Raw genomic sequence first — 18,858 nt, forward strand, 5'->3', positions numbered from 1 at the left:
AAGGGGTGGCCGTCGCGGGGATGGGTTGGACGGCCGGGGCGGACCGTGGTGCGTCCGCCCCGGCCCGGCGGTCAGATCGCCGTCAGGACGAGCGTCGCGGTGTACGTGCCCGCGGCGGTCTCCGTGGGCAGGCTCAGCCGCAGCCCGGCACCGAGGCGCGCGGTTCCCCGACCGGCGCCGTCCGGCGCAGAGCCCAGCACCGCGCTGGCGCCCAGCCCACCGTCGGAGCCCACGGTGTAGGGCGTCACCTCCGCTCCGGCGGTGATGCCTTGGCCGTCGGCCTGCGCGAGCACCCGCGGAGTCCATCCGAGATAGCCCGCGCTGAACGACGCGCCGCCGTCGGCGGTGAAGTCCTGCGGAACCTGACCCGACGCGCTCCAGCCCGGGCTCGCGCCCCGGGTGTCGGTGACGGTCACCGGCCGCAGCTCACCGACGCTTTCCCACCGGTCACCGCCGGCGGAGAGCTGGGCGGGCGGCAGGACCACGGCGCGGTCGTCGGGGTTGACGCTGATCGTCAGCGCGCCCGCCGTCGCGTCGATGGCCGCCGTGATGGTCTGCGACGCCCCGGGGGTCTCCGGCGGGAACGCCACCCAGAGCGACACCGGTTCGCTGGTGGCGACGACCTGGTGGTCGTCGTCGTACAGCTTCGCCACGTACTCGCAGGCGTTCAGCTCGCGAGTGGCGGTGAAGGTGTAGGCAGCGCCGGCCTCGCCGGGAATCACCGAGAACTGCTCGGCGCCGGCACATCTGCTGAACCAGTGGTAGTGGTCCAGCTCGGTCTGCGGAGTCTGGACCGCGTTGAGCGTGACGTTGTCGCCCGGCTGGTACTCCTCGGCCATCCCGTTGACCGCCAGGGCGACGCTCGGGTCGGCGTCGGGCAGCTCCCCGACCACGAACGAGTAGTCGACCGGACCGCTGCTGATCCCGGTGCCGTCGGTCAGCGTCGCGTCGGCTTGGAACCTCAGGGTGTAGCTACCCTCGGCGGTGAAGGCCCAGTTGGCGTGGGCGTGGGTGTGCACCGGCACGTCGAGCGCGTCGGGCAGTCCGTCGCTGCTGTGGAACTTCACCAGCGGACCGCCGAACACGTCCTGCATGAACAGCGACACCTCACCCGGCCCGGACACGTCGACCAGGCTCAACCGCACCTTGTCCCCCACGAACACCCCGGAGTCGAGGGTCGTGGTGTTCCAGCCCGGCCAGAGCAGATCCGGGTCCTGGGTCATCGGCAGCAGCCAGATCTGCGAGCCGGCCGGCCCGAGGAAGGTGAACCGCGGATCGTCGGGCACCGGGGTCGCCGCCTGGGGCAGCACCTGGAACGTCACGTCCGCCGGGTCCCGCGTCACCGCCGGATTGACCGTGTCGTCGTGCACCTCCAGCGACAACCGACCGTCGTCGTAGTGCACATCGACCGCGTCGGTGTGCCCCTTCGACAACACCGCCCGGTCGGCTGCCGACGCGGTCGCCGGCGCCAGCACCACGCTGGCTGCCAGCACCGCCCCGGTGATCAGGGCCGCCACACCGGGCGGCCTCGTGGCAATCTTCATACCTCCCCTTCCGAGGGCACACCTCGAGGCGCGTGCCCGGTTCTCACTGCCGCTCGACGACCGGCAGGTGACTCGTGGGAGCTGGGCTCACCAGGACGCCTTGCGGATGCCCGGCAGCTCACCGCGCAGCGCCATCTCGCGGAACCGCACCCGCGACAACCCGAACCGGCTCAGCACGCCGCGGGGCCGACCGTCGATCTGGTCACGAGAGCGCAACCGCACCGGGCTGGAGTCCCTCGGCAGCCGGGCCAACCGGCGCACCGCTTCGTCGCGCGCCGTCGGGTCCGTTCCCGGGTGGGCGATGATCCGCTTCAGCTCCGCCCGACGCTCGGCGTGGCGGGCGACGAGCACCACGCGGCGGGCCTGTCGGTTGCCCAGGCTGGTGCGAGCCATCAGCGCGCCTCGCGAAACTCGACGTGCCGGCGCACGACCGGGTCGTACTTACGCAGCACCAACCGGTCGGGATCGTTGCGGCGGTTCTTGCGGGTCACGTAGGTGTAGCCGGTGCCCGCGCTGCTACGCAGGCGGACGATCGGACGTACGTCGGTCTGGCGGGCCATCAGATCCGCACCCCCCGACCCCGCAGCTCGGCGACGACCGTCTCGATGCCCTTGCGGTCCACCGTCTTCAGCGCCTTCGCGGTGAGAGTGAGGGTGACCCAGCGTCGCTCGGACGGCACCCAGTAGCGGTGGCTCTGCAGGTTCGGATTCCACCGACGGCGGGTCCGCCGGTGCGAGTGGGACACGGCGTTGCCGAAGCTCGGCTTCGCCCCGGTCACGTCACAGCGTCTGGACATCTGACTCCTTCTCGATACGGCAACCTTAACGGTAACGGTTTTCATTTCTACATCAGCCGTTCGGTCGGGTTGCCGCCGGGGGTCCGCACGATTGCCACCACCCGGACCCACCCCCGCCGCGCCTGTCCCCGCGCGTCGGCGCGCGTCCCACCTGGACAGCGGGGGGCGACGTGGTCTCCCACCGGTCAGGCGCGGCCACGGCGGCCCCGGTGCACAGCGGGCGAGGGGGCCGATGTCGGCGCGCGCGTCAGGACGAGAAACCACGTCGCGGCCGCGAAGCGCCGGCGGGCGAGGTGCCGAAGGTGCTCAGGCCGACGCCCGCGCAGTCGGGCGCGGCGCGCATGATCTGCCGGCGGCGGTCGGCAGGGTGTGGTCAGACCGCGCAGGCGGCGCAGGTGCCGAAGATTTCCAGCGTGTGGTTCACGTCGGCGAAGCCATGCCGCTGCGCGGTTCTTCGGGCCCAGGCGTCGACGGTGGGCCCGACGACCTCGATGGTGCGGGCGCAGTGCCGGCGCACCAGATGGTGATGGCGGGAGCCAGTGCACCGGTGGAACAGCTGCTCACCGCTCGGCAGCCGCATGCTGTCCACCTCACCGGACTCGAGCAGGGCCTGCAGCGTGCGTGACGGAGGATCAGCGCGCGCACTGTGCGCAGGTACCGAAGATCTCCAAGGTGTGACCGACGTCGGTGAAGCCGTGTTGCGCGGCGACCTGGTCCGCCCACCGCTCGACGGCCGGCCCGGCGACCTCGACCGTGCGCCCGCAGTCGCGGCAGACCAGGTGGTGGTGATGCTTGCTCTGGCTGCACCGGCGGTACAGCTGCTCGCCGCCCGGCAGCCGGGTCGAGTCGATGTCACCGGCGTCGACCAGCAGTTGCAGCGTCCGGTACACGGTCGTCAGGCCGACCCGCGCGTTGCGGGCGAGCAGCATCTGGTGCAGTTGCTGCGCCGTGTGGAAACCCTCGACCTCCCGCAGCAGCGCCAGCACCTCGCCGCGCTGCCGGGTGTTCCGGGTCACATTCGGCATTGCCTGATTCACCGTGGCCGCCACCCTCCGTGATCTCGGCCGCCGTCCGACCGGCCAGTTCCGACGCCCGACGCGCTGTCGGTCGGACCATTATGCGTCGATCGACCGCAGCTGTGGCCGTGCCATTTCGGACAGATCTCGGCGTCCCCGGTCGGCAGGGGGCTGGCCAGGCCGGCACCGGTCCCGCCTCAGCGGTTGACTGCGCGTGACGTCACGGAGAGATTACAACGTGACGGCATCTATCGACATCGACTACCAAAACCGCCAAGGATTCGCTCAGAAGCGCCCTGCACCCACAGGGCCCTGTTCTCTGGAGGAAAGAGAACGTGAGAGAACCCCGCAACCTGAGCAGGCGTACCTCGGCCCTGCTCTTCGCGTCGGTCCTGGCGGCCAGCGCCGCGACCGTGACGGGTGGCGCCGCGACCGCGAGCGCCGCCCCGTCCACACCCGACACCGGGCAGGCGACCCCCGCCGAGGCGTTGGGCTCGCACGACGCCAAGCTCCTGGCCGTGGCCGAGGCGAAGCACGCGCCGACGGTGACGCTGATCGTGGCCACCGAGAAGGGCGACGCCAATGCCGTCGCCAACGGGCTCAAGGCCCTGGGTGGAACGGTCAACCGCCGCTTCGACCAGATCGGGTACGTCCTGGCCACCGTGCCCACCGCGAAGGTGCTCAAGGCCGCCGCACTGCCCGGCGTCTCCGCGGTCGACCTCGACGAGACCATCCAGCTGCCGGACCCGACCCCCGACGTGGCACCGTCCGGCGCGAAGTCGGCGAAGCAGGCGGCCACGCTCGCGGGACCCGGCGCTGGCACCGGCGCGACCAACCCGTACATGCCGACCAACGAGACCGGCGCGGTGGCGTTCAAGGCGGCCCACCCCACGTGGGACGGCCGTGGAGTCACCATCGGCATCATGGACTCCGGCGTCGACCTGGACCAGCCGGCCCTGCAGAAGACCACCACCGGCGAGCGGAAGATCGTCGACTGGGTCACCGCGACTGACCCGGTCACCGAGAACGACGGCACCTGGCGGCGGATGAACACCGAGGTGAACGGACCGTCCTTCACCGCCGCCGGCGCCACCTGGACCGCGCCGGCCGGCGCCTACCGCTTCAACGTCTTCCGCGAGTCCATCACCGCGGCCAGCGACCCGGCTGGCGACGTCAACCGCGACGGCGACACCACCGACGTGTGGGGCATCCTGTACGACCCGCAGACCCACGACATCTGGGTCGACGTCGACCAGGACAACGACTTCACCGACGAGGCCCTGATGCGGCCATACCGGGAGAAGTTCGACGTCGGACACTTCGGCACCGACAACCCCGCCACCGCCGTACGCGATCAGATGCCGTTCGTGGTCGAGTACCGCGAGGACGTCGACACCACCCCGCTGAACATCCCGGGCACGTCCGACTACGTCAACATCGGCATCATCGAGGCCACCCACGGCACGCACGTCGCCGGCATCACCGCCGCGAACGACATGCTCGGCAACACCGCCTTCGACGGCGCCGCTCCCGGCGCCAAGATCGTCTCCGCCCGCGCCTGCTCGTGGGGCGGCGGCTGCACGGCCGCGGCGCTGACGACCGGCATGGCCGACCTGGTCATCAACCGCCACGTGGACGTGCTCAACATGTCCATCGGCGGCCTGCCGACGCTCAACGACGGCTCCAACGCCCGCGCCCAGCTGTACAACAACCTGATCAGCACGTACGGCGTGCAGATGTTCATCTCCGCCGGCAACTCCGGCCCCGGCCTGAACACGGTCGGCGACCCGTCCGTCGCCGAGAACGTGGTAAGCGTCGCGGCGAACATCAGCAAGGACACCTGGCTGGCCAACTACGGCTCGGTGGTCCGCAAGGACAACGCCCTGTTCAACTTCTCCTCCCGCGGCCCCCGCGAGGACGGCGGCTTCAAGCCGAACATCACCGCCCCCGGATCGGCGATCTCCACCGCGCCGACCTGGCAGCCGGGCAATCCGGTCCCCGAGGCCGGCTACCCGCTGCCGCCGGGCTACCAGATGCTCAACGGCACGTCGATGGCCTCCCCGCAGGCCACCGGTGCCGCCGCACTGCTGCTCTCGGCCGCCAAGGCAACCGACAAGGGTGTCACCCCGGCCGCGCTGCGCCGGGCCATCTACACCTCGGCCAAGCCGATCGCGGACGTCGCGACCTACGCCCAGGGCTACGGCATGCTCAACGTGCCCGGCGCCTGGAAGCTGCTCGCCAAGAACGTCGAGACCCGGTCGTACACCTCCGACGCCCCGGTCTGCTCCGGGCTGTCGGAGAACCTAACCCGCTACGACCGCGAGCTGAACCGCTTCGTCCCGAACCCCAACCGGGGTGCCGGCGTCTACAACCGCTGCGCTTCGGCCGAGGGCGGGCAAAAGGTCGGCCAGAGCCGGACCTACCAGGTCAAGCTCACCCGGACCAGCGGCCCGGCCGGCTCGGTCAACCACAAGGTGGCGTTGCGCGGCAACGACGGGACCTTCTCCGCGCCGAAGTCCGTCGCCCTGCCGTTGAACAAGACCGTCACGATCGCGGTCACCGCCAAGCCCAGGTCCACCGGTGCGCACGGCACCATCGTGACCGTCGACGACCCGAAGACCTCCGTGATCGATTTCGAGGTCTCCGCCGTCGTCGTCGCGTCCAACGACGTCACCAAGCCCAGCTTCTCGTTCTCCGCCGAGGGCTCGGTGCAGCGAAATGGTTTCGTCTCGTACTTCGTCACCGTGCCGGCGGGTGCCGGCGCGCTGCAGGTGAACCTGTCGGGCATCGCCACCGGGTCGCAGACCCGCTTCATCGCCATCAACCCGTACGGCGTTCCGGTGGACCCCACCGCGAGCACCGCCTGCTACACCAACTTCTCCGACGCCGCGGCCTGCAAGCCGCAGGAGCGGGACTACCAGAACCCGATCGCCGGAGTCTGGGAGATCGAGGTCGAGTCCCGGCGGACCTCGCCATCGCTGAACAACCCGTTCCAGCTTCAGGCGCGGGTGCAGGGCGTCACGGTCGAACCGTCCGTGATCGACCTGCCGACGGTCGCCGCGGGTCAGCCGACCCCGGCGAACTGGACGCTGACCAACGCGTACGGTCCGGTCGCGGTGACCGGTCAGGGCGGCGCGCTGTCCAGCGTGCACACCGAACGGCCGACCATCGCCGAAGGCGCGCAGCACGAGTACCTGGTCGACGTGCCCGCGGGCGCGACGAGCTTCACGGCCCGGATCGGCAACACGGCCAACCTCGGCGCCGACCTGGACCTGACGGTGTTCCGCGGCGACACCCAGGTCGGCCAGGCGGCCGACGGTGACTCCGAGGAAGCCGTCACCATCGCCAACCCGCCGGCGGGCAGCTATCGGGTCGTCGTCGACGGATACGCCGTCGACGGGCCGGGCACCAGCACCGCGTACGACTACCGGGACTCGTTCTCGGCCCCGTCACTCGGTGCGCTCACCACCCCGGTCACCCCGCTGGCCCTGCCCCACGGCGCCACCGCCACCCTCACCGGGACGGTGACCGCCCAGTCCACCCCGGGCGCCGGCCGAGAGCTGTTCGGCGAACTCGCCATCGTCACCGCCGACGGCGCGGTCGTCGGCCGCGGCGCCGTCCACATCGGTGCCGTCAACTGATCGACTGATCCAAACGCTGGGGCTCGTTTCCGAACTTCCGGGGACGGGCCCCAGCGTCTACTTCTGACGCCTCGGCCCGCGCCAGCTACCCGACCCTCCTGCTGGCCCCGCTTCGAGAATCGGCATGAACGTCCAGCAGCGGAAGGGAGCTGCGTTGACCGCGCCCGAGCACGTCGCCCCAGCGGGCGAGGAGCAGACCGGACCGTCGCAGGCGGTGGCCGACCGACCCCACCCACCGGCGGACGGCCGCGGCGACGGGCTGCGGTCCCTGATTCCCACCCGGATCGGCTCCGTCGAGATCTTCACGACGCTGCTCGTCCTCCTGCTCGCCCTGAACGGACCGCTGACCGATCTGCTCTCCAGGCCGGCCCTCGCCACCTGGACGACGGTGTTCGTCTCCGTGATGGTGCAGGCCGTACCGTTCCTGGTCTTCGGCGTCCTGCTCTCGGCGGTGATCGCGGTCTTCGTGCCGCGTTCCTTCTGGGCCCGCGCCCTTCCCCGGCATCCTGCCCTCGCGGTCCCCGTGGCCAGCGCAGCGGGCGTCGTTCTTCCGGGTTGCGAATGCGGTGCCGTGCCGATCGCCGGCTCCCTGATCCGTCGCGGCGTCACCCCTGCGGCCGCCCTGGCCTTCCTTCTCGCCGCACCGGCGATCAACCCGATCGTGCTCGCCGCGACCGCGGTCGCGTTCCCGAACAATCCCGAAATGGTGGTCGGCCGTGCCGTCGCCAGCCTGATCGTCGCCATGGTGATGGGCTGGCTCTGGCTGCGCCTGGGTCGCGCCGACTGGATCCGGCTGCCGCACCGGCCCGACCTCGACCGACTTCCACGCGGCGAGGCATTCTGGTCCGCCGTGCGCCACGACGTGGTCCATGCCGGCGGGTTCCTGGTGATCGGCGCGGCGGCTGCGGCCAGCATCAATGTCCTGGTACCCGAGCGGTGGCTGCAGACTCTCGCCGACCAACCGGTTCTCTCGGTTCTCGCCCTGGCGTCGCTCGCCGTGCTGCTGTCCATCTGCTCCGAGGCGGACGCGTTCGTCGCCGCCTCACTGTCACAGTTCTCGCTCACCTCCCGACTCGCGTTCCTGGTGGTTGGTCCCATGGTCGACCTCAAACTGATCTCCATGCAGGCCGGGATCTTCGGCCGGCGGTTCGCCGCCCGCTTCGCGCCGGCGACCTTCGCGGTCGCGGTCGCCGTCGCCGTCGTGACCGGGATGGTGCTGCTGTGAACCGCCAAGCCCAAGCCTGCGTCATGATCCTCCTCGGCGGCGCCGTGCTGCGGGCCACCGTCACGGACCTCTACCTGCGCTACGTCAAGGAGGAGTTGCGCCCCTTCCTCATCGCCGCGAGCCTCGTGCTGATCGCCGCCGCCGCGATGACCCTCTGGTACGAACTCCGGCCCGCCTTCGCTGTGCCACAGCCGGACGGACCCGCCGCCGACCAGCCGGACGAGGCAGACGCCGCACCGGCGACCGACGAGCACGGCCACGCTCACCACGCCCATCACGAGCCGCGGGTGGCCTGGCTGCTGATCCTGCCGGTCGTCGGGCTCCTCATGGTCGTCCCGCCCGCCCTCGGCTCGTATGCCGCAGGCCAGGCCGGCACCGCCCTGACGTCGGAGGAGGAGTACGAGTATCCGCCGCTGCCCGCCGGCGACCCGGCGAAGACCAGCCTCTTCGACTATGCCGCCCGGGCGCTGTGGGACAAGGGCGAGTCGATCGGCGACCGCCGGATCGCACTCACCGGTTTCATCACGCCCGGGCCCGAGGGGCAGCCCATCCTTGCCCGGATGATCCTCTCCTGCTGTGCCGCCGACGGCCGACCCGTCAAAATCGGCATGGCCGGCGACGCCCCCACCGGCCTCGCCAGCGACACCTGGGTTCAGGTCATCGGCCGCTACAGCGACCGGCGCGGGCGCGACCCGATCAACGACGAGGAGATCCCCTATATCGAGGTCGAGTCGTGGCGAGAGGTGCCGGTGCCGGCGGATCCGTACGAATAGACGCCGTTGCGGTACGCGCCGGTTCACGCGGGGTCGGGTCGAGCCGACGGGTCGTCGAGCCAGGGGCCGAGCAGGGCCATGGTGCGCTGGTGGAGGTGGTCCCGGAAGCTCGCCTTCCGGACCTGCCCGGCCGGTTCGGCGACCCGACTCTCGTCGAGGTAGGCCCCGCTGGGCACGCTCGGGTCCTGAGCGGCGTGGATGACGTTGGCAGCCCCGTAGGCCGCGTTCTCACCCTGGACCGCGAACATCGCGTGCAGCAGCCGGGTCTCGACGACTCCCGGGTGGACGCTGACGATCCCGGGCCGGTAGTGCCGGGACTGCCGGACGGCGTGGGCGACCAGCGCGAGCTTGGAACGCGCGTACGCCGCAGCCGGCTGGTAGCCGCGCTCGAACTGCAGGTCGTCCAGGTCCAGGTGGGCGGAGAGGTGGGTCGCGGACGACACGTGCACCACCCGGCCCGTCGGGGGGATGAGCGGCAGGAGGCGTTCGGTGAGCAGAACGGCCGCCAGGTAGTTGGTCTGCAGCGTCGCCTCGTAGCCGTCCGCGCTGCCCTGGCGGCGCTCGGAACCCGGACGGCCCGCGTTGTTGATCAGCACGTCGACCTGGTCGGTAAGGTTCGCCACCTGCCGGGCCAGGGCCACGACGTCGTCGAGTCGGTCGAAATCGGCCGGTGCGTAGACCACCTCGGCCCGGCCGGCACTGCGAAGCTGGTCCAGCAGCGGCAGCACCGCCGAGTGGGGCTGCGGCCCGTGGACGATCAGGCGTCGGGCCGATGCGGCGAGGCGCTGGGCCGCCGCCGCACCGATCCCACTGGTCCCGCCGGTGAGCACGACCGTTCCGGGTGTCTGGTCGCCCATCCTTGATCGCCCTCCGCTCACCGTGCGACGTCCGTCCTGCCATCATCGGGCGAGCGGCGCCCCGATGCGGGCTGATTCGGCCCGCGCCTCGCGGATCGGTGGCCCGGCCCGGATCGCGTGATCCCGGGCCGGGCCTGACGTCCGTCTGCCGATCAGTTGAACGCGGCGGCGAACATGCCGGGCTGGTAGGAACCTCCCTGCTGGTGCACGATGACGGCGAGTCGGTTCGCTGCGTTGATCAGGGCGACCAGGGCGACCAGCGCGGCGATCTGGTCGTCGTCGTAGTGCGCGCGCACCCGGGCCCACGTCTCGTCGGACACGCCGTGGTGGGCGTCGGCGAGCCGGGTGCCCTCCTCGGCGAGCGCGAGCGCGGCCCGCTCGGCCTCGGTGAACACGGTGGACTCGCGCCAGGTGGCGACCAGGTGGAGCCGGACCGAGGTCTCACCGGCGGCTGCGGCCTCCTTGGTGTGCATGTCGACGCACCAGCCGCAGCCGTTGATCTGGCTGGCGCGCAGCGACACCAGCTCCTGCGTGGATTTCGGCAGCGTGGACTGGTGGATCACCAGGCCGGCGTTGGCGAACCGCTTGGCGAACCTGACGGCGACCTCGTTGCCGAACATGTCGAATCGGGCATCCATGCCTTCGTCCTCTCCCGTGGCGTTGCGCTGGACGAACATGAGATGCCGGCGACCGGATCCCTGTGACGGTGCGACCACATGACGCGCGCCACATCGCTCCTCCCCGCCACCGCCGCGGCGTACCGGTCCAGCACCAGCCGAGCGATCGCCAGGCTGGTGACGAGCGGGGCGGTGACGGCGTCCGCCCCGGCGCGGCGCAGTGAACGGTGGAAGATCCCGTCGCCGAGCAGGTACGCGGCGACCACGACCCGTCGGGCGCCCTCGGCCCGCAGCTCGGCGATGACCTCGGACACGCGCGGAGTGCTCGTCGAGGCGTACCCGACCCGGGCGGGCGTCGACAGCGCCCCGGCGACCGAGGCGACGTCGGCGCGGGATCGGGCGTCGCTGGAGCCGGCCGCGGCGAGCACGACGGCGTCCGCCGGCCCGGCGGCGGCGATCCGCCCGGTGAGGACGTCGACCAGCTCCGGGTCGGGGCCGAGCGGTGGGGTCACGGTGATGTCCCGGCCGGCGGTGGCGTTCGGAATGTCGACGCGAACGTGGTAGCCGGCGCTGAGCAGCAGGGGCACCACGACGGCGGGTCGATCCAACCGGGGCGCGACCTCGGCGAGCCGGGGCCGCTGCACGTCCAGGTAGGACAGGTGCAGGTCCAGCTCCGGCGCGTGCTCGGCGACCGTCCGGGTGAGGCCGCGGATCTGGGCCTGGCCGGCCGGTGAGCGGGTGCCGTGGGCCACGAGGACCAGTGCCGGTGCGCTCACGGGTCGACCCGGAGGCGGAAGCCGCGCTTGACCACCGTTTCGATGTAGCGGGTGTCGCCGAGCGCGGCGCGCAGGCGGGCGACGGCCTGGTTGACGGCGTGGCTGCCCTCGTTCAGGGGCAGAGCGGCGGAGAGCTGGGCGCGGGAGAGCACGGCACCGGGCCGGGCGGCGAGGCTGGTCAGGATCGCCATCGACGCCGGAGCGAGGGGACGCAGCTCGCCGTGGAGAACGACGGCGTGGCCGCGTAGTTCGATCACGGTGCCGGCGACGCAGATGCGCCGGGCCCGACGCGGCAGCTCGTCGGTCACCGCCTTCACGAGCGCGCCGAGTCGGGCCCGTTCGGGCACGAGCACCGGCACCCCGTGCTCGCGCAGCGGGGCCGCGGTGACCGGGCCGACGCAGGCGGCCACGACCCGCTCGGAGAAGAGTCGTAGCAGTCGTGGCGTGTTGGGACCGGCCGCGTCGAGGAGGGTGAGCACCGCCGGGGCGCTGGTGAACGTGGCGGCGTCGACCTGCCCGGTGAGGATCAGGTCGACCAGCCGGCGCACGGGGGCGGTGTCGTCGGGTGCCCGCCACCGGTAGACGGGCACCTCGATCACCTCGGCTCCGCCGGCCCGGAGCGCCGCGACGAAGTCGGCCTGGGGGCCGCCGTGCAGTTGGACCGCGATGCGCCGGCCGGCGACGCCCTCGTCCAGGAGGCGGCGCAGGATCTCGTCACACGACTCGGTCGGCGCCGACCACTCCTCGCTGAGCCCGGCGGCGCGGATCGCGCCGCACGGTTTCGCGCCGCGGGCGAGCAGTCGGGCCTGACGCAGGCGGGTGCGCAGCGGGTCGCCGACGCCCCACCCTTCGGCGGCCTCGAGCCAGCCGCGGAAGCCGATGCCGGTGGTGGCGATGACGACGTCCGGGGCGCGTCCGACGCAGGCGAGAGTGGCGCTGTGCAGGGCCTCGTCGTCCAGCAGCGGCACGATCGTGATGGCGGGCGCGGTCACCACCCGTGCGCCGCGCCGTCGCAGCAGGGCGACGAGTTCGTCGCGGCGTCGCTCGGCGGTGACCGCCACGGTGAAGCCGGCCAGCGGCGGGATGTCACCCTCCCCCGCCCGGGCGGCGGCCGGCGACGACGGTGTGCCGCCGGCCGGCGAGGCGGCGACCGGGGACGCCCCGGTGGCCATCAGGGCACCGCCACTTCGACCAGGCCGTCGCGGACACGGGCGGGATAGACCGGCACGACCACTCCCGGCACGTCCAGGCACGCCCCGGTCTCCAGGTCGTACGCCTGCTTGTGCATCGGTGACACCACGATGTCCCTACCGCCCCGGGTGCCGACGATGCCCCGGGAGAGCACGTTGGCCGCGCAGAGTGGTTCGTGGTTGCCGGTCGCCCGGACCGTCCCGTCGTACAGCCGGAAGACGGCGATCTGGACCTCGCCGACGAGCGCGGCGGCGCCTCGTTCCGGGAGCAGGTCGGTCAGGCGGCACACCCGGCTCCAGCGGGTAACGGCCGTCGTCGTGGTCATCGGATCACCTCCGTCAGCCTCACCTGGGTTCTCGACGGCACGGGCTGGTCGCGTTCGACGGCGAACGAGATCGCAGGGTCCGGCGCCGCGGGGTCGTTGACGAAGGAGACGAAGCGGCGCAGCTTCTCCGGGTCGTCGAGCACGGCACGCCACTCGTCCACGTAGGAGGCGGTGTGCCGGGCCATCGCCGCGTCGAGGTCGGCGCAGAGGCCGAGGCTGTCGTCGACGATGACCGCGCGCAGGTGCTCCAGTCCGCCGTCGAGGGCTTCCAACCAGGCGGCGGTGCGTTGGAGCCGGTCGGCGGTGCGGATGTAGAACATGAGGAAACGGTCGATGGTGCGGACCAACTCCTCGGTGCCGAGGTCAGAGCGGAACAGGTCGGCGTGCCGGGGTCGGAAGCCGCCGTTGCCGCCGACGTAGAGGTTCCAGCCGCTCTCGGTGGCGATGATCCCGAAGTCCTTGCTACGGGCCTCCGCGCACTCCCGCGCGCAACCCGACACCGCGGCTTTGATCTTGTGCGGGGCGCGCAGCCCGCGATAGCGCAACTCCAGCGCGATCGCGAGGCCGACGGAGTCCTGCACGCCGTAGCGGCACCAGGTGGACCCGACACAGGACTTCACCGTCCGCAGTGCCTTGCCGTACGCGTGCCCGGACTCGAAGCCGGCGTCGACGAGGCGACGCCAGATCGCGGGAAGCTGCTCCACCCGCGCCCCGAACAGGTCGACCCGCTGCCCGCCGGTGATCTTCGTGTAGAGACCGAAGTCGCGGGCCACCTCGCCGATGACGATCAGTTTCTCCGGGGTGATCTCACCGCCCGGTATCCGCGGCACCACCGAGTACGTGCCGTCGCGTTGCAGGTTGGCCAGGAAGTGGTCGTTGGTGTCCTGCAGGGCCGCCTGCTCCCCGTCGAGAATGTGGCCGGTGCCGAGCGAGGCGAGGATCGAGGCGACGACCGGTTTGCAGATGTCGCAGCCCCGGCCGGTGCCGTACCGGCCGATCAGCGCGGAGAAGGTGGTGATGCCGCGTATGCGGACCAGGTCGAACAGCTCCTGCCGGGAGTGCGTGAAGTGCTCGCACAGCGCGGTGGACTGGGCCACCCCGCTCTCGGCGAGCAGCGACTTGAGCAGGGGCACACAGGAGCCACAGGTCGTGCCGGCGCGCGTACACGCCTTGAGGCTCGGGACGTCGGCGCAGCCGTCGCCGATCGCCGCCACGATCTGATCCTTGGTCACCGCGTTGCAGCTGCACACCTGCGCGTTCGCGGGCAGGGGCAGATCCGGGGCGCCGGTGGCGAGGAAGTCGGCGAGCCTGCCGGGTGCCGGCCCGCCGACCGCCGCCCGCAACGCGGGGTACGCCGACGCGTCGCCGACCAGCACCCCGCCGAGCAGGGTCCGGGCGTCGTCGGTGAGGACCAGCTTGGCGTAGAGGCCGTGGGCGGGATCGGCGTAGACCACGTCGAGCGGGCCGGTGGTGGCGCCGAAGCTGGCCACGTCCACGCCGAGCAGCTTGAGCTTGGTGGCGGTGTCCGCGCCCGGGAACACCGTGTCGCCGTCGAGCAGCTGGTCGGCGACCACGTCGGCCATCGCGTAGCCGGGGGCGACCAGGCCGTAGCAGCGTCCGCCCTCCGACTCGGCGTGCGCGGCGGTCCAGTCGCGGGTGAGGTCGATCGAGGCGCACTCCCCGATCGCGTAGATCCGCTCGTCGGCGGTGCGGCAGGCCGCGTCGACCACTATCCCGCCGCGTTCGCCGACCGGCAGGCCCGCGGCCCGCGCCAGTTCGTCGCGGGGACGCACCCCGGCGGCGAACACCACCAGGTCGGTGTCCAGGGTGAGGTCCGCGGCGGTGCTCAACCGCAGCCCGTCGCCGGCGTCGGCGATGCCGGTCACGGCGGTGCCGCAGTGCACGGCGATGCCCAGTTCCTCGATGCGCCGCCGCAGCATCGCACCGCCGGCCTGGTCGACCTGCATGGGCATCAGGTGCGGCGCGAACTCCACGATGGAGGTCCGCAGTCGCAGCAGCCGCAGCGCGTTCGCCGCTTCGAGGCCGAGCAGTCCACCGCCGACGACCACTCCGCTGCCGCGGGCGCCGGCGTAGTCGCGCAACGCCTCCAGGTCGTCAAGCGTGCGGTAGACGAAACGCCCGGGCCCCTGCGCGCCCGGCACCGGTGGCACGAACGGCCGCGACCCGGTGGCGAGGACCAGCACGTCGTACGGGTACGCGCCGGTCGCGGTGTGCACCACCCGCGCCGCCCGGTCCACCTCGAGGGCGGGCTCGCCACGCCGGAACCGCACCCCGGCCGGCACCCCCGTCGGCGCGAGCGTCAACTCCTCGGCGGTGGCCCCCTCGAAGTACGCCGACAGCCGCACCCGGTCGTAGGCCGGTCGACGTTCCTCGCCGAGGACCGTCACCGACCATCGCCGGCCGGCGTCGCGCGCCACCAGGGCCTCGACGAACCGCTGACCGACCATGCCGTTACCGATGACGACGAGCCTCATACCGCTACCTCCTCGGTCACATCCGCCGGAGCCACCCCGGCCGGAGCCGACCCTGAGAGGGCCGGCGCGGTCGCGGCCGGCGCCGGGGTCGTCCCGAGCAGCGCCGGCTCCGCGGCGGCCCCGACCGGATCCACGCTCGCCAGCCAGTCCACGAGTCCCCGCACCGCGTCGGCGCAACTGCCGCAGCCGGTGGTGGCCCGGGTTCCGGCCACCACGTCGGCGAGGCGGCGGGCTCCGCCACGCCAGCACGCCGTGATCGCCGCCTTGGACACGCTGTTGCAGCGGCACACCACCGCCTGGTCCGGCATGAACGCCGGGGATTCGACAGGTGCCGGGGCCGCCCCGAGCGCCCGGCCGAGCAGCAGGGAACGCCGGTCCACGGGCACCTCGCCGTTGCGGTCGAAGAGCTGCACCAGCGTGCCGACGGTCGGGTTGTCGCCGAGCAGCACCGCACCGGTGAGCCGGCCGTCCCGGACCACCACCTTGGCGTACGTGCCCCGGGCCGGGTCGGCGAAGCAGATCGTCTCGGCGTCCGGTCCGGCGGCCAGCGAGCCCATCGCGGCCAGGTCGATGCCGGCGGCCTTGAGCCGGGTCACCGGGCGGGATCCCCGGTAGGCCGCCGCGCCACCGGTGAGCCGGTCGGCGACCGTGGCGGCCTGCTCCCAGGCCGGGGCGACCAGACCGTAGACGGTGCCCTGGTGCTCGACGCAGTCACCGATGGCGAAGACCCGCGGATCACTGGTGCGCAGGGCGTCGTCGACCAGCACCCCCACGTTGACCGCGAGCCCGGCGGCCTCGGCGAGCCCGGTGTCCGGGCGTACGCCGCAGGCCACCACCAGCAGGTCGGCGGGGAGAACGGTCCCGTCGGCCAGGCGCAGACCGTCGCCGGTCCACTGGACGGCCCGCACGCCGAGGCGTACCCGCACCTTGACCTCGGCGAGGGTCCGACAGAGCACGTCGCCGGCTTCCGGGTCGAGCTGGCGCTCCAACAGATGGGTGCCGGCGTGCGCCACGGTCACCCGCAGCCCACGGTCGGCCAGCCCTCGGGCGGCCTCGATGCCGAGCAGGCCACCGCCGAGCACCACCGCCGTGGCACCCCCGCGGGCGTCCGTCGTGATGCGTCGGCAGTCGTCGAGGGTGCGGAACAGCGACACCCCGTCCGCCAGCGTCCCGTCCTCGCGGGTCAGCCCGGCGAGCGGCGGCAGCACCGGGCGGGCGCCGGTCGCCAGCACCAGGGCGTCGTACTCGTGCTCGTCGTCAATGGTGCGGACCACGCGGCGGGTCCGGTCGATGGCGGTGACCGCGGCCCCCAGCCGGACGTCCACACCACCGGGCGGCTCGACCAGCGGCAGGTCGTCCTCGCCGACCTTGCCGGCCAGCAGCGCCGACAGCAGGATCCGGTTGTACGCCGGATGCGCCTCCGCGCCGAAGGCGGTGACCTTCACGTCGACGCTGCGGGCCCGCAGCTCGGCGGCGAGACGGGCCCCGGCCATCCCGTAGCCGGCGATGACCACCCTCACGAGAGCCCCTCACCGGTCGCGGCGGCGACTCGTGCGGCGCACACCTTGAACTCCGGCATCCGGGAGATCGGATCCAACGCCGTGCTGGTCAGCGTGTTGGCGCGCGCTGCGCCGGGATAGTGGAACGGCATGAACACGGTGTCCGGGCGGATCGCCTCGCTCAACCGGGCCGCCGCGGTGGCGCTCCCCCGCCGGGTCGTCACCACCACGGGCTCCCCCTCGGCCACCCCGAGGCGCCCCGCCAGGTCCGGGTGCAGCTCCACGAAGGGCCGGCCGGGCAGCTTCGCGATCCGGCGGGTCTGCGCGCCCGACTGGTACTGGGTCAGTACGCGGCCGGTCGTCAGGTACAGCGGATACGACTCGTCCGGCTCCTCCGCCGCCGGCCGGTGCTCGACCGCGACGAACCGGGCCCGCCCGTCCGGGGTGCCGAAACGGTCCAGGAAGAGCCGCGGCGTTCCCGGGTGGTCCGGGCCCGGACACGGCCAGAAGATCCCATCCTCGGCGTCGATACGCGGGTAGCTGATCCCGGAGTAGTCGGCGATCCCGCCTGCGCTGGCGCGGCGCAGCTCGTCGAAGACGGTCTGCGGGTCGTCGCCGGTCGGCGCACCGAGTCGCCCGGACAGCTCGGCCAGCACGCTGAGGTCGGTGCGCACGCCGGGCGGCGGGCCCGACAGCCGGCGGCGGCGGATCACCCGCCCCTCCAGGTTGGTCATCGTGCCGTCCTCCTCGGCCCACTGCGCGACCGGCAGCACCACGTCGGCCAGCTGCGCGGTCTCGGAACGCACCACGTCGGCCACGACCAGCAGCTCCAGCTTCCGCAGCCGCCGCTCCACGTCCGCCGCGCGGGGCGCGGAGATCACCGGGTTGGACCCGAAGACCAGGAGTCCCCTCGGCCCTCCCTCGGCGCCGAGGGAGGTGAGCAGTTCGTATGCCGAGGGCCCCGGCCCGGGAATGCTGGCCGGGTCGACGCCCCACACGGCGGCCACGTGCGCCCGCGCCGCCGGGTCGTCGATCCGGCGGTAGCCGGGCAACTGGTCGGCCTTCTGCCCGTGCTCGCGCCCGCCCTGCCCGTTGCCCTGGCCGGTCAGGCAGCCGTACCCGGAACCGGGCCGGCCGGGCAGGCCCAGGGCGAGGGCCAGGTTGACGAACGCGGACACCGTGTCGGTGCCCTTGGCGTGCTGCTCGGCGCCGCGGGCGGTGAGCACGATCGCGGTCGACGCTGCGGCGAGCTGCCGCACGGTCGCGTACAGGTCGGCGATCGGCACCCCGGTGAGCCGCTCGACCCGGGCCGGCCAGTAACCGGCGACGCTCTTGCGGACCTGCGCGAAACCGGTGGTACGCGCCGCGACGTACGCCCGGTCGACGAGTCCCTCGGTGACAGCGATGTGCAGCAGCCCGTTGGCGAGCGCCAGGTCGGTGCCGGGAGTGGGTTGCAGGTGCCGGGCGGCCCGGCGGGCCGTCGGGGTGGCGCGCGGATCGACCACGATCAGCCGCGCCGGGTCCAGGTGGCGGACGAACGGAGGCATCGTCTCGGCCGGGTTCGCCCCGACCAGCAGCACCGCGTCCGCGGTGGCGATGTCACTCACCGGGAACGGCAGTCCCCGGTCGACGCCGAACGCCCGCATCCCGGCGGCGGCCGCCGAGGACATGCAGAACCGGCCGTTGTAGTCGATCATGCGGGTGCCCAGCGCCACCCGGGCGAACCGTCCGAGCGCGTACGCCTTCTCGTTCGTCAGCCCACCGCCACCGAACACGGCGACGCCGTCGCAGCCGTGCCGTCGCTGGATGGCGGTGATCGCGGTGATGATCCGGTCGTAGGCCGCCGCCCAGCTCGCCGGCCGCAGCTGCCCGCTCTCGTCGCGCAGCAGCGGGGTGAGCAGGCGCTGCGGGTGGTCGAGCAGTTCGGCGGCGGTCCAGCCCTTCTGGCAGAGGCCGCCGCCGTTGGTCGGGAATTCGCGGCCGTCGACGACGACCGCGCCCTCGACACGCGTCAGCGTCATCGCGCACTGCAGGGCGCAGTACGGGCAGTGGGTGGCGGTCGCCGTCACGTCAGCGAGACTCGTCGCCGGCTGTTTCCCCGCA

General features: G+C 72.5%; 17 protein-coding genes. 3 read left to right on the forward strand and 14 right to left on the reverse strand.

The features are described from left to right. Positions 1 to 71: 71 nt before the first annotated feature. The 6 genes from ACIP9D_RS03915 to ACIP9D_RS03940 all read right to left on the reverse strand — a co-directional run bounded on the left by ACIP9D_RS03915 (position 72) and on the right by ACIP9D_RS03940 (position 3,365). A complete protein-coding gene (locus tag ACIP9D_RS03915) occupies positions 72 to 1,544 on the reverse strand; it encodes a choice-of-anchor M domain-containing protein (protein ID WP_350870742.1) in 1,473 nt (490 codons plus the stop codon). A gap of 87 nt (positions 1,545 to 1,631) precedes the next feature. Continuing rightward, positions 1,632 to 1,937, reverse strand: coding sequence for a 30S ribosomal protein S14 (gene rpsN / locus ACIP9D_RS03920; protein WP_350870745.1), 306 nt, complete (start codon positions 1,935 to 1,937; stop codon positions 1,632 to 1,634). Next, positions 1,937 to 2,104 carry a 50S ribosomal protein L33 gene (gene rpmG / locus ACIP9D_RS03925; RefSeq protein WP_350870748.1) on the reverse strand — a complete coding sequence of 56 codons (168 nt, stop codon included), beginning with the start codon at positions 2,102 to 2,104 and terminating at the stop codon, positions 1,937 to 1,939. Before rpmG ends, rpsN begins: the two co-directional genes overlap by 1 nt. After that, positions 2,104 to 2,340: a 50S ribosomal protein L28 gene (gene rpmB / locus ACIP9D_RS03930; protein ID WP_350870751.1), complete on the reverse strand. Its 237-nt coding sequence runs from the start codon at positions 2,338 to 2,340 to the stop codon at positions 2,104 to 2,106. Before rpmB ends, rpmG begins: the two co-directional genes overlap by 1 nt. A gap of 373 nt (positions 2,341 to 2,713) precedes the next feature. Beyond that, the gene (locus tag ACIP9D_RS03935; protein WP_400449330.1) at positions 2,714 to 2,956 is read right to left on the reverse strand and encodes a Fur family transcriptional regulator; all 243 of its coding nucleotides are present in this window, start codon (positions 2,954 to 2,956) and stop codon (positions 2,714 to 2,716) included. Between the two features lie 16 nt (positions 2,957 to 2,972). Further along, positions 2,973 to 3,365 carry a transcriptional repressor gene (locus ACIP9D_RS03940; protein ID WP_350870754.1) on the reverse strand — a complete coding sequence of 131 codons (393 nt, stop codon included), beginning with the start codon at positions 3,363 to 3,365 and terminating at the stop codon, positions 2,973 to 2,975. Between the two features lie 326 nt (positions 3,366 to 3,691). On the opposite strand from ACIP9D_RS03940, the gene ACIP9D_RS03945 reads away from it, so the two are divergent. The 3 genes from ACIP9D_RS03945 (at position 3,692) to ACIP9D_RS03955 (ending at position 8,995) form a co-directional block, all read left to right on the forward strand. Continuing rightward, positions 3,692 to 6,997 carry a S8 family serine peptidase gene (locus tag ACIP9D_RS03945; RefSeq protein WP_350870757.1) on the forward strand — a complete coding sequence of 1,102 codons (3,306 nt, stop codon included), beginning with the start codon at positions 3,692 to 3,694 and terminating at the stop codon, positions 6,995 to 6,997. A gap of 154 nt (positions 6,998 to 7,151) precedes the next feature. Further along, on the forward strand, positions 7,152 to 8,222 hold the full coding sequence (locus ACIP9D_RS03950; RefSeq protein WP_350870760.1) for a permease: 1,071 nt from the start codon (positions 7,152 to 7,154) through the stop codon (positions 8,220 to 8,222). Then, on the forward strand, positions 8,219 to 8,995 hold the full coding sequence (locus tag ACIP9D_RS03955; RefSeq protein WP_350870761.1) for a TIGR03943 family putative permease subunit: 777 nt from the start codon (positions 8,219 to 8,221) through the stop codon (positions 8,993 to 8,995). Before ACIP9D_RS03950 ends, ACIP9D_RS03955 begins: the two co-directional genes overlap by 4 nt. 23 nt (positions 8,996 to 9,018) lie before the next feature. Here ACIP9D_RS03955 and ACIP9D_RS03960 read toward each other — a convergent pair whose 3' ends face one another. The 8 genes from ACIP9D_RS03960 to ACIP9D_RS03995 form a co-directional block, all read right to left on the reverse strand. Beyond that, a complete protein-coding gene (locus tag ACIP9D_RS03960) occupies positions 9,019 to 9,852 on the reverse strand; it encodes an SDR family NAD(P)-dependent oxidoreductase (RefSeq protein ID WP_350870763.1) in 834 nt (277 codons plus the stop codon). Positions 9,853 to 10,004: 152 nt separating this feature from the next. Next, a complete protein-coding gene (locus tag ACIP9D_RS03965; protein ID WP_350870766.1) occupies positions 10,005 to 10,490 on the reverse strand; it encodes a carboxymuconolactone decarboxylase family protein in 486 nt (161 codons plus the stop codon). After that, on the reverse strand, positions 10,412 to 11,245 hold the full coding sequence (locus ACIP9D_RS03970; protein ID WP_350870769.1) for a sirohydrochlorin chelatase: 834 nt from the start codon (positions 11,243 to 11,245) through the stop codon (positions 10,412 to 10,414). Before ACIP9D_RS03970 ends, ACIP9D_RS03965 begins: the two co-directional genes overlap by 79 nt. After that, positions 11,242 to 12,417, reverse strand: coding sequence for a uroporphyrinogen-III synthase (locus tag ACIP9D_RS03975; protein WP_350870772.1), 1,176 nt, complete (start codon positions 12,415 to 12,417; stop codon positions 11,242 to 11,244). The genes ACIP9D_RS03970 and ACIP9D_RS03975 overlap by 4 nt, the downstream gene beginning before the upstream one ends. Then, positions 12,417 to 12,761 (reverse strand): nitrite reductase small subunit NirD, encoded by a 345-nt coding sequence (nirD, locus tag ACIP9D_RS03980; RefSeq protein WP_350870774.1) that lies wholly within the window; start codon positions 12,759 to 12,761, stop codon positions 12,417 to 12,419. Before nirD ends, ACIP9D_RS03975 begins: the two co-directional genes overlap by 1 nt. Then, positions 12,758 to 15,256 carry a nitrite reductase large subunit NirB gene (gene nirB / locus ACIP9D_RS03985; RefSeq protein ID WP_350870777.1) on the reverse strand — a complete coding sequence of 833 codons (2,499 nt, stop codon included), beginning with the start codon at positions 15,254 to 15,256 and terminating at the stop codon, positions 12,758 to 12,760. Before nirB ends, nirD begins: the two co-directional genes overlap by 4 nt. Further along, the gene (locus ACIP9D_RS03990) at positions 15,253 to 16,776 is read right to left on the reverse strand and encodes an FAD-dependent oxidoreductase (RefSeq protein WP_350870780.1); all 1,524 of its coding nucleotides are present in this window, start codon (positions 16,774 to 16,776) and stop codon (positions 15,253 to 15,255) included. Before ACIP9D_RS03990 ends, nirB begins: the two co-directional genes overlap by 4 nt. Next, complete coding sequence (locus ACIP9D_RS03995; protein ID WP_400449332.1) at positions 16,773 to 18,776, reverse strand: molybdopterin oxidoreductase family protein; 2,004 nt, start codon at positions 18,774 to 18,776, stop codon at positions 16,773 to 16,775. The genes ACIP9D_RS03990 and ACIP9D_RS03995 overlap by 4 nt, the downstream gene beginning before the upstream one ends. Positions 18,777 to 18,858: the final 82 nt, after the last annotated feature.

Source organism: Micromonospora sp. NPDC093243 (assembly GCF_044753725.1).
Classification (GTDB): Bacteria; Actinomycetota; Actinomycetes; order Mycobacteriales; family Micromonosporaceae; genus Micromonospora.

Excerpts from the sequence above, each read along its gene's own strand:
- ACIP9D_RS03915 (WP_350870742.1), bottom strand. The coding sequence starts at position 1,544 with ATGAAGATTGCCACGAGGCCGCCCGGTGTGGCGGCCCTGATCACCGGG.
- rpsN (WP_350870745.1), bottom strand. The coding sequence starts at position 1,937 with ATGGCTCGCACCAGCCTGGGCAACCGACAGGCCCGCCGCGTGGTGCTC.
- rpmG (WP_350870748.1), bottom strand. The coding sequence starts at position 2,104 with ATGGCCCGCCAGACCGACGTACGTCCGATCGTCCGCCTGCGTAGCAGC.
- rpmB (WP_350870751.1), bottom strand. The coding sequence starts at position 2,340 with ATGTCCAGACGCTGTGACGTGACCGGGGCGAAGCCGAGCTTCGGCAAC.
- ACIP9D_RS03940 (WP_350870754.1), bottom strand. The coding sequence starts at position 3,365 with ATGCCGAATGTGACCCGGAACACCCGGCAGCGCGGCGAGGTGCTGGCG.
- ACIP9D_RS03960 (WP_350870763.1), bottom strand. The coding sequence starts at position 9,852 with ATGGGCGACCAGACACCCGGAACGGTCGTGCTCACCGGCGGGACCAGT.
- ACIP9D_RS03965 (WP_350870766.1), bottom strand. The coding sequence starts at position 10,490 with ATGGATGCCCGATTCGACATGTTCGGCAACGAGGTCGCCGTCAGGTTC.
- ACIP9D_RS03975 (WP_350870772.1), bottom strand. The coding sequence starts at position 12,417 with ATGGCCACCGGGGCGTCCCCGGTCGCCGCCTCGCCGGCCGGCGGCACA.
- nirD (WP_350870774.1), bottom strand. The coding sequence starts at position 12,761 with ATGACCACGACGACGGCCGTTACCCGCTGGAGCCGGGTGTGCCGCCTG.
- nirB (WP_350870777.1), bottom strand. The coding sequence starts at position 15,256 with ATGAGGCTCGTCGTCATCGGTAACGGCATGGTCGGTCAGCGGTTCGTC.
- ACIP9D_RS03995 (WP_400449332.1), bottom strand. The coding sequence starts at position 18,776 with ATGACGCTGACGCGTGTCGAGGGCGCGGTCGTCGTCGACGGCCGCGAA.